Annotated in this window: 11 protein-coding genes and 1 riboswitch; all 11 genes read right to left on the minus strand. The window is 37.8% G+C overall.

Going from position 1 to position 15,326, the window contains the following annotated elements; genetic code table 11:
- Positions 1-381 precede the first annotated feature (381 nt).
- The 11 genes from mgtA to CC204_RS06120 all read right to left on the minus strand — a co-directional run bounded on the left by mgtA (position 382) and on the right by CC204_RS06120 (position 15,199).
- Positions 382-2,994: a magnesium-translocating P-type ATPase gene (mgtA, locus tag CC204_RS06065; protein ID WP_088269354.1), complete on the minus strand. Its 2,613-nt coding sequence runs from the start codon at positions 2,992-2,994 to the stop codon at positions 382-384.
- A gap of 463 nt (positions 2,995-3,457) precedes the next feature.
- Positions 3,458-3,625, minus strand: a riboswitch (M-box (ykoK) riboswitch).
- Between the two features lie 79 nt (positions 3,626-3,704).
- Complete coding sequence (locus CC204_RS06075) at positions 3,705-3,959, minus strand: SemiSWEET family sugar transporter (RefSeq protein ID WP_088269356.1); 255 nt, start codon at positions 3,957-3,959, stop codon at positions 3,705-3,707.
- Positions 3,956-4,300, minus strand: a complete 345-nt coding sequence (locus tag CC204_RS06080) for a PTS sugar transporter subunit IIA (RefSeq protein WP_088269358.1) — start codon at positions 4,298-4,300, stop codon at positions 3,956-3,958. Before CC204_RS06080 ends, CC204_RS06075 begins: the two co-directional genes overlap by 4 nt.
- Before the next feature lie 15 nt (positions 4,301-4,315).
- Positions 4,316-6,328, minus strand: a complete 2,013-nt coding sequence (locus CC204_RS06085) for an alpha-amylase family protein (protein WP_088269360.1) — start codon at positions 6,326-6,328, stop codon at positions 4,316-4,318.
- Positions 6,321-7,421 carry a DUF871 domain-containing protein gene (locus tag CC204_RS06090; protein ID WP_088269362.1) on the minus strand — a complete coding sequence of 367 codons (1,101 nt, stop codon included), beginning with the start codon at positions 7,419-7,421 and terminating at the stop codon, positions 6,321-6,323. The genes CC204_RS06085 and CC204_RS06090 overlap by 8 nt, the downstream gene beginning before the upstream one ends.
- A gap of 26 nt (positions 7,422-7,447) precedes the next feature.
- A complete protein-coding gene (locus CC204_RS06095) occupies positions 7,448-8,782 on the minus strand; it encodes a PTS sugar transporter subunit IIC (RefSeq protein ID WP_088269364.1) in 1,335 nt (444 codons plus the stop codon).
- Between the two features lie 66 nt (positions 8,783-8,848).
- Entirely contained in the window at positions 8,849-9,163 is a 315-nt protein-coding gene (locus CC204_RS06100) for a PTS sugar transporter subunit IIB (RefSeq protein WP_088269366.1), read from the minus strand.
- Positions 9,164-9,228: 65 nt separating this feature from the next.
- The gene (locus tag CC204_RS06105; protein ID WP_088269367.1) at positions 9,229-10,239 is read right to left on the minus strand and encodes a LacI family DNA-binding transcriptional regulator; all 1,011 of its coding nucleotides are present in this window, start codon (positions 10,237-10,239) and stop codon (positions 9,229-9,231) included.
- 273 nt (positions 10,240-10,512) lie between these two features.
- Positions 10,513-11,445, minus strand: a complete 933-nt coding sequence (gene trxB / locus CC204_RS06110; protein ID WP_088269369.1) for a thioredoxin-disulfide reductase — start codon at positions 11,443-11,445, stop codon at positions 10,513-10,515.
- A 218-nt stretch (positions 11,446-11,663) separates the two neighbouring features.
- Positions 11,664-13,448: an ABC transporter ATP-binding protein gene (locus tag CC204_RS06115; protein ID WP_088269371.1), complete on the minus strand. Its 1,785-nt coding sequence runs from the start codon at positions 13,446-13,448 to the stop codon at positions 11,664-11,666.
- Complete coding sequence (locus CC204_RS06120) at positions 13,448-15,199, minus strand: ABC transporter ATP-binding protein (protein WP_088269373.1); 1,752 nt, start codon at positions 15,197-15,199, stop codon at positions 13,448-13,450. Before CC204_RS06120 ends, CC204_RS06115 begins: the two co-directional genes overlap by 1 nt.
- Positions 15,200-15,326 lie beyond the last annotated feature (127 nt).

Genomic DNA, 15,326 nt, shown 5'->3' on the forward strand with positions numbered 1-15,326 from the left:
TTTCATATCAAAGGTTAGTGATAAACATCACAAAGAAGAAACCGTTTTATAAAAAGCTTTCGGAATCATATCCTTTGACAAGCCTCTGTTATAGTCGTCTGCTATATTGTTATGCTACAGATAAAAGACAAGTCAGAAATTCTTTTCTAAAATTTGTTTCAAGCGGCAAAAAAAGGATATAGGAGAAACTTCTTCTGTCTCTCTTATATCCTTAAAAAACGAATGTTTTAATCGTTTATTCTCTATTTAAATAAATTTCACGAATATATTGAATCTGATCGTTGAAATATTTCGTTATTAGCGCTTAAATTTCATTTATTTCCTTAATAAGTGTTTGAACGAAATGCTTCACTTAAAAATTCAATTGGTTACTTTTAATTTTTAGATCCACTCTTTGGTCAGATGGATATAAATTCGTTTGGCGATTTCTACAGTGATCAAATATAGTACAATGATCAAAATAAACCAGCCCCAGTAATTAGCTGGAAGTTTCACAAAGTCGAAAACGTCCCGAATCGGTGTCAAAACGATCACAAATCCCATCAGAACTGCTCCTAAGCTGGAAAGGATCACAGCAGGTGATGCAATGCTTTGAATAAACGGTAATTTTCTTGTTCGTACCATTTGAACAACTAATGTTTGGCTCACTAATCCAACGACGAACCAACCTGTTTGGAATAACTGTTGGCTGCCAACCGTATTAGCACTAAAGACAAACCACATTACCAAATACGTCATAATATCGAAAATACTGCTGACAGGTCCTATGCATAACGTGAATTTCATCAAACCGTTTGTTTCCCATTTAACTGGTTTCAACAAATCTTCTTCATCTACGTTGTCCCATGGGATCGCAAGTTGTGCGATATCATAAATCAAATTTTGAATCAATAGTTGAATAGATACCATTGGTAAAAATGGTAAAAAGGCGCTAGCGATCAAAATGGAAAAGACATTACCAAAATTGGAACTGATCGTAATTTTGATATACTTCATCATATTACTGAAAACTTTGCGGCCTTCGATGACTCCGTTTTCTAATACATTTAAGCTTTTTTCTAGTAAAATGATCGAACTTGCATCTTTTGTAATATCTGCAGCTGTATCAACAGAAATACCCACATCCGCTTTACGTAATGCTGGGGCATCATTGATACCGTCTCCCATAAATCCTACCGTATGACCATTTCCTTGTAGAGTTTCAATGATCCTTGATTTTTGCATCGGATTTAATTTAGCAAACAAATTCGTCTTTTCGACTTCTTCTTTCATTTGTGCATCAGACATATTGTCGATTTCAGAACCAAGCACAACGTGTGAGACTTCGATCCCAACATCTCGACAAACTTTTTTTGCAACGATATCGTTGTCTCCAGTCAATACTTTTACGTTGACTCCATGTTCATGTAAAGACTTGATCGCTGTGATCGCAGATTTTTTAGCTGGGTCTAAAAAGCCCATAAAACCGATCAAAGTCATTCCTTGTTCATCGTTTACGCTATAAACCGCTTCACTATGAACATCCATTTTTACTGCCACAGCTATTGCGCGCATCCCTTGTTCATTCATACGGATATTCACTTCGCGCATTCTATCTTGAAGTTCTGGTGTCAATGGAACAATTTCGCCATTGATCTCAGCATGTGTACAAACTGCTTCCATTTCCTCCACAGCACCTTTAGTGATCATAAATTGGTGGCCGTCCGCATTTACCACGACAGTCAAACGACGACGAGAAAAGTCAAACGGAATTTCATCTAGTTTCGTCACTTTCTTATAAGGACTTTCAACTTTATTTTCCTCATAAAAATTGATTACCGCGATATCCATTAAATTTTTCCAGCCCGTTTGATAGTGAGAATTCAAAAAAGCCATATCTAACACTTGATCATTGATCTCACCTAGTGGATCTAAATGCTGTACTAACACAACACGATCTTCTGTGATCGTTCCTGTCTTGTCCGTACATAAAATATCCATACTGCCTAAGTTTTGAATAGACGGCAGTTCTTTTACGATCACTTTATGTTTTGACAAGCTCAACGCACCTTTTGCTAAATTACTTGTCACGATCATTGGCAGCATTTCAGGAGTTAAGCCTACAGCAACTGCGATGGCAAAGAAAAACGCATCGCCCCATTCACCTTTGGTTATCCCATTGATCAAAAATACTACTGGAAATAGTACCATGACCATCCGTAATAAAAACTTGCTGACTTTGGTCAATCCGATATCAAAAGAGGTTTTACCACGTTGCGTTGTCGCATTCTTAGCAATATCTCCAAAAAAGGTATTTTGACCTGTTTTTAAAATAATGGCTTTTCCTTGTCCACTTAAAACATCGGTGCCCATAAAGATCAAATCCTGCATATCCAGCGCGGAAACAGTATCAGAATTTTTGTCGATCCCTGCGTCAACAAATTTTTCTACCGGCATTGATTCACCTGTTAGTGAAGATTGATTGATAAATAAATCCTTGGTCCAAATCAATACGGCATCCGCTGGGATCATATCTCCTGTTGCCAAGGTTACGATATCTCCTGGCACTACTTCATCCATTGGAATCTCTTTGACTTGACCTTCACGCGTGACAGCTGTCGTATTTTCGATCAGTTCTTTTAAATTCAAGCTGGCTTTTTGAGAACGATATTCTTGAATAAATGCGATGATCACACTGGCTAAAATCATGATCCCCATAACGATTGCCGCTTCAAAGTCTTTTGTTGCAGTTGAAACGACCATCAATAAGGCCAATACATAAACAAACGGGTCTTTAAATGCTTCTAAAAACATAATAATTGCCGGCGTTGGTTTTTGAGCTGAAACTTCATTTGGTCCATATTCTTCTAAACGGTTTCTAGCATCTTCTTCTGACAGGCCTTTTTCAGAAGTACGAAGTTCCATCATCAATTCCCGCTCAGATAACATTGCTAATTTTCTTAGTTCTTGATCTTTGGTTACTTTTTTCAATTCTGCTGATTTTTTGTTCATCATTTCCTTTTTCCTCCTCTAACGTAAGGGGTAAGCTTTCTATTATTATGAAATAGAAAATTTTGCCCGCTTCATCTTTTTAGAAAGTGGAAGGAATAGTTCTGCTTGATTCCATCGTTTCTAAGATGAAGGCTACATTTATTTTATTGCTCGAATGACTGGGGTCTTCCATGTGACTCTTCCTCTCTTTTAATGTTTTTTTAGATAAAACGATGGAACTTTTCAATAATTGTTGAGGTGGTTGGTTGTGCTGTTTTTTCTCTGCTAGCTCGATGTTATTAACTGTTTTGGATTTTTCATCATCTATTCTGTCTGCTCCGCAGCCAATCATAGTGATTCAAACTTAGGTCACAACGCTCTTTTCAATCGCCTTGTATTGTTTTACACAGATTGCAAAGCAATCTGTGTAAAACAACAAAACGCACACTCAACAATAGAGTGTGCGTGAAAATAGCAACTTTAATAAAAGTATCTCTATCGTTGAGCTTTAGCACTATAGGGCGTAGATAATTTCTTATCAGCTACGTTATGAATGACCTTCACGATCATTCCTGTTCAACCAACTAAGAGTCTCTCGATTCTTTCGCGGCAGCAGCCTGTGTCCATATAGGAGCCTCACCTAACAATTATTCAGTTTTTTTATCCTTAACTATCATAGTTCATATTTGTACTATTGTCAAAAGAAAACAAAAAATAAATTTTCAGAAAAAGATTTATAGATATAAAGACTTCAGTTTCAAGCCTAAAATAACTGAACAAGGAACCAATGTTACAACATTTGTCAGTAATACCGCCAGATCCCATTTCAATGCTCCGTACACAACCCATGAAGAAACCCCTATGAAAAATAGAATATACGTAATCAATGAAATCCCTTCGGTGTTTTTTGTTTTGATCGTTTGGATTGCTTGCGGAATAAAGGATATACTCGTGCAGATTCCTGCAATTATACCTAATAACGTGATCATTTCTTCTCTAGCTCTTCAACTTTTTGTTTCAATTCATAAAAATTCTTATTCATTTCCAGTAATTCATTCGCCAGATCTCTTAACACAACGGTCGTCATCAACTGGTCCTCCGCATGGATAAAAAGTAAGGTTAGTTCGCTTTTTTTATCCTTTGCTTCTTTTGTGATCACTGTGAAGTGCTCCTTTTCTCCAGCCTGTAAAGCTTCATTTGCTTCATTGATCAATATTTCAGCTTCGACAAACTGACCGTTTCTAGAGCAAGACATACTTTCCATCAGCTTTGACTTCGCCGTTCCAACTGTACTGATAATATTAAATGCAACTAATTCTAATCCATCCATTCCACTCACTTCTTTCTATTCATAATTAATAGCGATCACTTCATAGCCAACAATTTTTGGTACTGTAAAGATCACCTTGTCTTCTACTATTTCAAAAGCTAAAGACTGATTTGATTTTACTTGATTCACTTGTTTGATGATCAGATTATCTAGACTTATTTTATTCCTAATTATACATAGATCTAATTCGACCCGCTGATTATATAGTGGAATTTTATCTTCGATCGTATCTAAGGTCAGCGCCCGACGTTCTGGAATATAATGCAGTAAATTCAAAATCAGTCTTTTTTCTGATGCCTGATGATTCAAAATCACATCTGCTGATGTTGGTAACTCGCTGCTGATCACTTTTTCACCTTTTAATAAATGATCGATCCCAGCTAGAATCAATTCTTTATAGGCTTTTACTCCTTGTACTTTATACATTTCAAATAACGGAAATGTGTAATACATCGTTTGGTCATTCATTGTAACAACAGGATTACCCGTTTTTTCTCCAACAGGAGCTTGAAAATGTGAATAGTAATGGTGATACTTTCGTTCTACTAAAGGTGCCGCTTCTTCTCCTTTAACATTAGCAGCAACTGCCTGAACGATCGTTCCTTGGCCGTGCATAACAAGTTCACCTTGAGGCAATTTAGAAAATAGATCTGAATCAAAATAGCCATACATCGGTGTTGTTCCATGTTCTCCTGTAAAAATAAGTCCCAAGCTTTGAGTAAATCGTTCTCCTTTGATCAATCCGCTATGATAACTTGCTAAAATTTTTCCGCCTTGTTCAACATATCCCTCGATCATTTCAGCTAAATCCTGTGTTAAAACAAGCTTGTCCGGTAAAATCAATAGTTTATATGGAGTCCAATCCATCCACTGATCCACAATATCAAATTGATAATGGGCTTCATTCAGCATATTAACTGCTCCAGCCAAGGACAAATCCACTTTCTCCTTGCTGGCAGCAACAATTCCAGGATGTAAGATAGCTATTTCAGTGATTGCTTGACTATTTAAAGAGTAGCTCTCTAATTCTTTGACTTGATCGTAAACAGCCCCGATCAACGTATAGGTTGCTTCCTGTAATGTTCCATCGGGATACATCTGATCACCAATAGAACACTTTGCACCATGAGCTAGAGCCAAAAATGTTTCATACTCTAACGCAGCTTGATTCTTATAGCTGCCAAAGTCAGCCCAAACCTTATGAAACTTCCCAGTCATCCCCAAATATTCTTTCCCTAAATTTTTGGCATAGCGGACAATCGTCGGAAAATGCTGATAACCCCACTCTCCACTAGGTAATGATTCAATCTCTAAATGACTGTATTGCTCAAGATTTGGACGAATACTTGGTAAAATATTCCCTTCATTGAAAAAAATTGGACAATCAGGATCTAGATTTCTGATCGTATGGTGAATTTCCGTCTTTAAATACTGTTCTGTTTCTTTAGCAAAAGCTAGACGGTCAGATTCACTTTCAGGATCATAACCTTGGTCCAACATTTTTTTGATACAGTCATTACAACAGCAATCATCCTGCCAAACAATATCAAAGAATAAGCCATCCAATTTCTCTCCAAAATGCTGCATCGTATCTTGGATCTGTTCTTTTAGATACTCTAGATAGGGGGTGTTAAAGCATAATGTTTTCCAGCCTGGCTTTAGTTGCCCATAGTCTTCAAACCCGTACATACTTCCGTCAGCTTTTCTTTCCAGCCATTCGGGATGATGATCTGCAGCGTAAGCATCCCAACCAACACTTAAATAAATAGGTGCATTGATCCCGATCTCATGACAAGCATCGACTTGCTCCATCAGGAAATCTTTTTTCATTTGAGGATGCTTTGCCGGCAGTTTTGTTTGATAATAAATATGCCCATGGTGACATCTACCCGTTAATGTAATCGAGTTAACTTCAGCTTTCAACAAGGTTTGCTGGAATATTTTTTTGTCAAAATTTTTACCAAGTTCAAAAGGCAAGGCAGGTGTATGAAAATCTAAATGAATTTGTCGTGAAGCTAACTTACTCATTTTGACCTGCCTCCCGAAACTGAAATTTTGACCAAGGCTTGATATAAGGGAGTAAAAAGAGTTCATCGGGAACAATTTTAGCTACAACATTTTTCTCTCCAGCATGATTTGGCATAGATTGTTTTACAATATTCAGTTCACCTTTATACTGTCCAAACGAATTATTGCCGATCGTAATATCTCCTTTTATAACTTGTTCTGCGGTATTATTCGCAGGGATGTCACTACTTTGATACTCTAGCTTAACGAACGTTGAGCGGATACTGTAACTATTGATATCACCACGATTAAAGTGCTGATGATTTAAAACAACTTCTTTTTCTAATTCCGTTGCTCCTTCAGCGAAAATCACGTCAAATTGTACTTGATTCGTCAACAGCTGACTCAAAGCTTTTAATTCCGCTTCTGAAGCAAATGCATTCGCTACGATGATATCATCGATCAAGCCTGTTGCGATCAAATGTTTTGCCTGAAGCGTAATCGCTAGATCACGATGCGATTCAAGTGTACACAAGCCATCCGTATATGGATGCGGTCCGTGTTTTGCTTCGTGAGAATTAACGAATGCGGCCGTTCTTAAACCCAATGCTTTATATTTTTCAGAACATTTGATAAAGTACTCATAATCTAACCCTGTAAAACGTTGAGGATAAAAATTATGACAGCCGATGATCCGTTTTTTGTTTGGCTGATAAGAAAGAACATTTTCTAAATAATAAGTATCATTACTGATATTGATTTCCAAATCCAAATCCGTCTGATCAAACGTGATCAACGATTCTACCAAACCGTCAAATGTTGAATCCAAGCGAATGCCAGTTGCTCCCATTTCCTTGAAGAAAGAAAGATCATGATAGCTAATATTCAACTGATCGAATACTGCTGGATTTAAATCTAAAATCACTTCCATTTGCTGGCTTCGTGCATGCTGTATCGCTTTTTTCAATGATTGAAGGACCCTTTCTTCCTGTCCTTTTTCGATCATCAAAAGGTTGGTAAATACACGACCAAAACCGTATTTTGCTGCTAAGTCGATATAGGCCAGTGTTTCTTCCTGTTTTTCTTTATATGGATAAATTGAAATTCCTAACATGATCATTCCTGCTTTCTTTACTATGCTTATACAGCTGCTGTTTCTTTGCTTGACGCTTCATCTTGAGCTTTTGCTTCGATTTCTTTTTCCATCATACTTTTATCAAAGGCTTTAAAGAATGGCAAATAAATGAATCCTGCAACTACGATATTGACGATTGCTAAAACGGCTGCTCGCCAATCAAGACCTGTTGCCATCATTGCGCCGATTGGTGCAGGCAACGTCCAAGGAGCAATCGCTATTGGATAATTCACTAGATGAAAAACGCCCATCGCTAAATAAGTGATGATTCCCATAACAACTGGTGCTGCGATAAAAGGAATAGCAAAGAACGGATTCATCACGATCGGTACACCGAAAATCAATGGTTCGTTGATGTTGAAAATCCCAGGGACTAATGTGAATTTACCCATTTTTTTACAAAACTCAGATTTCCCGAAAAAGGCCATCAAAAAAGCTAGCGATAACGTTGCACCTGCTCCGCCGATCCAGATAAACCATTGGAAGAACTGTTCTGTCATAAAGTGTGGAACCGCAGTACCAGCTGCTGCCGCATTGATATTGGCATTCAAATTTTCATACCAGAAAGGATACAAAATCGGTGTAGCAATGATCATCCCATGAATACCGAAAATCCAAACGATCGTGATCAATAAAATCGGCACGATCACAGAAAGAACATTGTCTCCTGCGAAATAGCGGATCGGTGAAAAGACCCATTGAAGTGCATTATTGATATCAAAATTCAAGCCGACTTTGATCACCCAAGCTGTGACGATCACGATTGCCCCTGGGATCAATGCTGCAAAAGAATTGATCACTGATGTAGGTACTCCATGAGGCATTTTGATGACCATGTTTCTTTTCACACAGAAACGCACAACCTCTACGGTAAAAATCGAAATAATAATTGCTGTAAATAATCCCCCTGCGCCAAAATTACCCATTGGCAATACCGTTCCGCTGATCGTCAAGCCAGCTTTTTCAGCGACATCAGCATCGATCGTGCCTGGTGTGATCGCCGCAATCAAAAAGGCTAAAACTGCTAAAACACTGGTAGAAACTTTGTCCAGTTTATAATCTTCACACAAACTAGATGCAATCCCGATACACACATAAACAGACATGAAATCCATCGTAAAGACCATTGGGATTTTTAACTGCTCTGCAAACGGGGCAATAAACTCTTTCCACGCATCGATCGGTAAATTCAGCATGATAATAAAAACTGATCCAATGATCGTAACTGGAATGATTACGCTCATCCCATTTCTGACCGCTGTTAAATACCGATTATTGGCAATATTCCCCATCACTTCAACCACTTTGTTAAAGTTGAACTTACTTGCTTTTGTATTCATTTTGTTCTCCCTTCTATTTTTGAACCGTTTCAATTATTGTGTAAGAAAATAAAAGAACGCGCTCTTTTATTTTCCTACAGAGTCTTTTACCAAACGATATAAATCCGGAATCCCCATTGGTGTATATAGAACACCTTCAATTGGAATCAACGGGATCCCTTTCGCATCTGCTTCCTTTTGTAAGTGAGCTTTTCTGAAACTGACTTGAGGAGCTAAAAGCAATGCATCCCAGTCTTCCTGCTGCATTTTAAGTCCGACTGCTTCTGTTCCTGTTGCTTCCATATAAAAATCTTCATCACCATTTTTCTTGGCTTCTGCTACTAAGTTTTCTGCTAAGATCGAAGAACTCATCCCACCGCCGCATGCTAATAATACTTTCATAAAATTTCCTCCCTCTCGTTTTTGAACCGTTTCAATTTTACGATGTAATTATAATATGCAAACGCTTAATTTTCAAGCCCTTTTTGTATTTTTTTTGTTGAATCCCGCCAAAGAAGGGTCGTAGGTAGCTCTACAACTGCATTTTCAGCACTATCAGAATCTTTTATTTTTTTTATGAGTAACGTTCCGATAGTCTCACCGATTTGTTGAACAGGTTGCTCAATTACTGTTAATTTTGGCTGTAAAATGTCGCTCAGTTCAAAATGATCAAAGCCAATAACAGAAACATCTTCGGGAATAACTAATTGCTGCTCGTAAATTGCTTGAACAGCCCCAAGGGTCATATAGTAATTCGTGCTGTATAAAGCAGTGATTTCCCCTTCAGCTAATAACTCTCCAGCTTTTACATAGCCAGATTCTTTTTTATAATCACCGATTTTAACAAGTGAAGAATCATATAGATCCAAGTTTTTCATAGCATCTACATAACCATTCAAACGTTCTCTACCAATAAAACGATCTTGGCTTCCTGCTATGACGCCAATTTTCTTGTGTCCTAATTTAGCCAATTTCTCTACTACAGTGTAAGAGGCGTGATAATTATCCACTAAAACTGTATCCGTTTGAAAATCAGCAATTGGTGCATCTACTGCAATAATCGGGATTCCTTCATTTCTAAATTTATCCAAGACAGCTAACTTTTCTTCCAGATGAAAAATAACCACACCATCAACCGAACGCGAGCGCAAAAATTCTAATTTTTTTTCTAACTTCTGTAGATCATTTTGGTAGTCACAAAGAATCAGACTGTAATTATTTTCTTCCAAATAAGATTCCAGATAGGTAACGATCGACGTTGCAAACACATCTGTCAACGTATTGATGACCACACCAATAGAAAGGCTCTTATTATTTTTAAGTCCTTTGGCAATAATATTTTCTTCGTACCCAAGCTTTTCAATTGCCGCACGAATATTATCCATATTGGTCTTTTTCAGCTGATGCCCATTTAAATATCTAGAAACTGTGCCTAAAGAAACACCCGCTTCTTTTGCGACTTCTCTAATCGTTGCCACGTTATCATTTGCTCCTTCCTACAACGTACTATCTACATACTAACGAAGGTTTAAAATTATTTCAATCATAAATAGCGTATTGTTAGATATTTTTATTCATTTATAGCCTAGGGAGCGGTTCACTCAAAAGAAACGTTTGCTGTGTCTGATAGATTTACTTTTCATCCCCAAAAAAACTTAGCATTTTTTATCATTGACAAAAATAGACCTGAGTCAAAATCAAGCCTTTGACTCAGGTCCTCATTGAAACAACAGCAAAGCTGTATCAGTAACTTATTTTACTTCTTCAACTTCTGCCATATCTTCAATATATTTGTACACTTGTTGCCCTGCGATTCCGCCTTCACCAACAGCTGTTGTGATTTGACGTAATGTTTTCTCACGAACATCTCCGATTGCGTAAACACCAGGCATACTTGTCTTCATATCTTGATCTGTTTCGATCCAGCCTTCCGCATTTGTAAGACCCGCTTTTTTGAATGGTTCTGTCAACGGATCAAGTCCAACATAAATGAACACACCATCTGCATCGATCGATTTTACTTCATCAGTAACAACATTTCTTAATTGTCCGCCAGTGACAACCATATCATTACCGGTAATTTCTTCTAAAACAGTATTCCATTCAAATGAGATTTTTTCATTGGCAAATGCACGGTCTTGAATGATTTTTTGAGCACGTAATTCGTCACGACGATGAACAATGACTACTTCTGAAGCAAACTGAGTTAAGTAGATTGCTTCTTCTACGGCTGAATCTCCGCCGCCGATCACCAATAATTTTTTATTACGGAAAAAAGCACCATCACAGACAGCACAGTACGAAACACCGCGTCCAGCAAATTCTTCTTCGCCTTTCACACCTAATTTACGGTGCTCACAGCCAGTCGCAATAATGACTGTTTTTGCTTGGTAGGTTTTATCATCGCAGATCACTTCTTTATACGTTCCCTGATCTTTGATATCCATTACGATCCCATAAGCATTTTCTGTACCGAATTTTTCTACATTTTCATACATTTTATAGGCTAGTTCAGGTCCCATGATCGAATCAAATCCTGGGTAATTTTCTACCTCTGCCGTATTATTCATTTGTCCACCTGGTGCTCCACGTTCAATCATCAATACAGAAAGATTAGAACGAGACGCATATAAAGCAGCGGTCATCCCCGCAGGGCCTGCTCCGATTATAATCACATCATACATAAGTCTTTCAACCTCCGAATTTTCAAGTACATTTACTTTACTACTTAGATAGACGATTGTCTATCTTTCTGCCCGAGCCTACTTTTTCTAGCCAAACATTATTTTCTTTCATTAGCATCAACGTGATTTATTATATCATGGTTCATTCTGTCTTTAAATACTAGATTGAACAATAAAAAAGAAACGGTCAAAATAAAGATATCTTGACCGTTTCCTTATTATCCTTCACCATTCTGTAGTTGATACATATCTGCATAAAGTCCATTTTTCTTTAGCAGTTGCTCATGATTCCCACGTTCTACAATTCGACCTTTATCTAAAACCAAAATGAGATCAGCATCCCGAATCGTCGACAAACGATGAGCAATCGCGATCGTCGTTCTTCCTTGTCTCATATTAGCCAAACCTTCTTGGATCAACCCCTCAGTTTCTGTATCGATATTCGCCGTTGCTTCATCCAGTACAAGAATTTTCGGATCAGTGACCATCGTTCGTGCAAATGAAATCAATTGACGCTGTCCACTGGAATAGCTTGCACCACGTTCAATCACTTTCGCATGATATTTTCCAGGCAATGTCTCAATAAATTTATCCGCCTGAACAAACGTTGCAGCAGCCTTGATTTGTTCATCTGTAATATCAGGATTCAGCATCCGAATATTCCCAGCGATATCTCCGTAAAACATAAAGGCGTCTTGTAAAACCAAGCCTAATTTTTGACGCAACTCTGGCAATGGATATTCACGAATATCCCGATCATCGATCAAGATTTCGCCTTCGTAAAATTCATAGAAGCGCATCAATACATTGATGATCGAGCTTTTTCCACTACCTGTGTGTCCAATCAAAGCTACTGTTTCTCCTGGGTAAGCAATAAAACTGATATGATCCAGCACATTATTTTCTCCATCATAAGAAAAACTAACATTTCGAAACTCGATTTTGCCTTCTGTAATCGTGGCATCAGCACAGGGATTTTGTTGCGGTGTAACTTCTTGATTATCAAAAATTTTAAGGATCCGACTTCCTGCAACCATACCATCTGTAAAAACACTCAAAAAATCCATCATTTGCGTCATCGGATTAAAGAAGGCCTGAACATAGGTCACAAAAGCATAAATCATCCCAACTTCTACCGGAGAATGCAGCGCATCATACCCAAATAAGGTCAAAGACAAAGCAATTGCCAGCGTATACAGAAAATTGATGATTGGTCCTAACAGCAATGAATTCGTGCGAATCATCGAAAAACGAGTTCGTAAATATTCATCATTTGTTTCTTCAAACTCTTTTTCCAAACGCGTTTCTTGTCTAAACTGCTGAATGATCTGCATGCCTGAAATATATTCATTTAATTTTGTATTCAGTTGACTCAGTTTTTCCCGCATGCTTCGGTAAATTCTAGAACTAAATTTTTGATAATACCAAATAACGATCAATAAAATCGGTAAGAAGATCAAGTTATATAAAGCAATTTTCCCATTGATCTGAAACATTGCGATAAATGAAGAAACGACTGCAAAAATACCCGTCAAAACCATCAAAAAGACATACCAAAATTCAAACAACGTTTCTGTGTCATTTGTCACACGGGAAACGATTGATCCCGCCGGTGTTTGGTCAAAGTAGCTCATCCCCAGAGTCTGAAGCTTTTCAAACAACTTCACTCGAATATGTTGATAGGTTTTTAATGACGCCATTGAATACAAAAACCATTGAAAAAACCAAATAATGCTTTTCACGATGATCCCAAATAAATACAGTCCGGCAAAAAAGAAAATCACTTGATTCGTTGCTGTTTTTGGTGTTAAATAATCATCCATGAACAATTGAATGATTCGTGGCAAAATAATATTGATGACAGAAAGAATCAGTGCAAAGAAAATAGCTGATAAAAAGGTTCGGCGAAAAGGCTTAGCAAATTTAAGCAGCCGTTTTACGATCGTCACTTGTTCTTTTAGCGGTATCGATTTTGTCCATTCTGATTCATATTTTTCTTCCATTAGGCGTCACTCCCTTCGATTTTAGCTTCCAGTTGTTGTTTGTCCCACATCCGTTTATACCAGCCTGCTAAATGCAATAACTCTTGATGCGTTCCCCGTTCAATGATCTTTCCTTCATCTAAGACGATGATTTCCTTCGCATGCATCACACTACTTAATCGGTGAGCTGCAATGATCGTTGTTTTTTCTTTACGTGCTTCTTTTAAATTCGACAGAATTGCTTCTTCTGTTTTAGCATCCACAGCAGATAACGCATCATCAAGAATCAGTAATTCTGGATCGACGATCAATGCTCTAGCAATCGAAATCCGTTGTTTTTGTCCACCAGATAACGACACCCCACGTTCTCCAACTAAGGTATCATACCCTTTTGGAAAAGCTTTGATCTCATTGTTGATAAACGCCATTGTTGCCGCTTGTTCCACTTGTTCATCTGAAAAATCAGGGTTAGCAAACCGAATATTTTCGCGAATCGTCATTGAAAATAGAAAATGATCTTGCGGCACATAACCGATTGAATGCATCAAAGCATCCAACGAATAATCTTTGATATTGTGTCCGCCAAATGACACTTGGCCTTGATAATTATCATATTCACGCATCAATAGTTTTAAGATCGTTGTCTTACCTGCTCCTGTTTTCCCAACGATTCCTAATGTTTCCCCTTCATTTAAGACAAATTTGATTTGCTCTAAGGTTGTTTCTTTATCCTTTGGATACTTAAATTCTGCAACTTCGATCGCCAGTTCTCCCTTAGCTGGTGTCTGAATCGCATCTTTTCGCTCAACAATATGTGACTTTGCATGAAGCAGTTCATTGACCCGATCATAACTGGCATTCCCGCGCTCCAAAACATTGAATAAACGTCCGATTGCAAACATCGGCCAAATCAGCATGCCGATATAACTAATAAAAGAGATCAGTTGACCGATCGTAATTGTGCCATCCATAATAAAACGCCCGCCAATTATGATCGTCAGCACATATGAAATGCCAATAATCAGTGTGATGAACGGATCGAATAATGCATCTAAAAAGTTTACCCGTTTATTTTTAATGATCGCATCATTGATTTTTTCAGTAAAATCTGCAATGTCTTCCTTTTCTTGTCCAAACGTTTTGATTACTTTCATTCCTGTGATGCTTTCCTGTGTTTTATCGTTGATCGTCGAAAACGCGGCTTGCGAATCACGGAATGCATCGTGCAGTTTTGAACCCAAAATTCGCGATGTCACTGCTAATAAAGGCAATGGAATCAAGGCGATCAGCGTCAACCGCCAATCGACAAACAAGATCATCGCGATGATCGTGGCGCCTCCAGTGATCAATGAATCCGCAAAAGTTAAAATACCTGCACCCGCAACATTTTGAATCGCGTTCAAATCATTTGTTGCATGTGCCATCAAGTCCCCCGTGCGATAATTTTGATAAAAGACAGCATCCATTTTTGTAAAATGATGAAATAATTGCCTTCTTAAATTTTTCTCAAGTCGGGCAGCGCTTCCCCAAATATGCAAACGCCAAATATAACGAAAAATATATTGTGCTAAAGCTGCTGCCAATAATACACCTACCCAAAATAAAATCGACTGAATCGCTATATTTTTAGCAGCGATTTCATCAACCACGATCCCAATGACCTTCGGCGGAACTAGCTGTACAAGGGCAACTATGATCAATGAAAAAACCCCAATAACATAACTTTTCTTTTCCTGCCTAAAAAACCAACCTAATTTTTTAAATATAGACATGTACATTCTCCTCTTCTAAACTTGCTACTTGCCACTCACATCATTTCTCTGTTGTTTTCCCATTATCTATACAACTCCTTTCATTTCTTAAAAATAAGTGCAAAAAAAACGGGCTAAAAAATCAGCC

The sequence above is a fragment of the Enterococcus wangshanyuanii genome, from assembly GCF_002197645.1.
In the GTDB taxonomy this organism is placed as follows: Bacteria; Bacillota; Bacilli; order Lactobacillales; family Enterococcaceae; genus Enterococcus_L; species Enterococcus_L wangshanyuanii.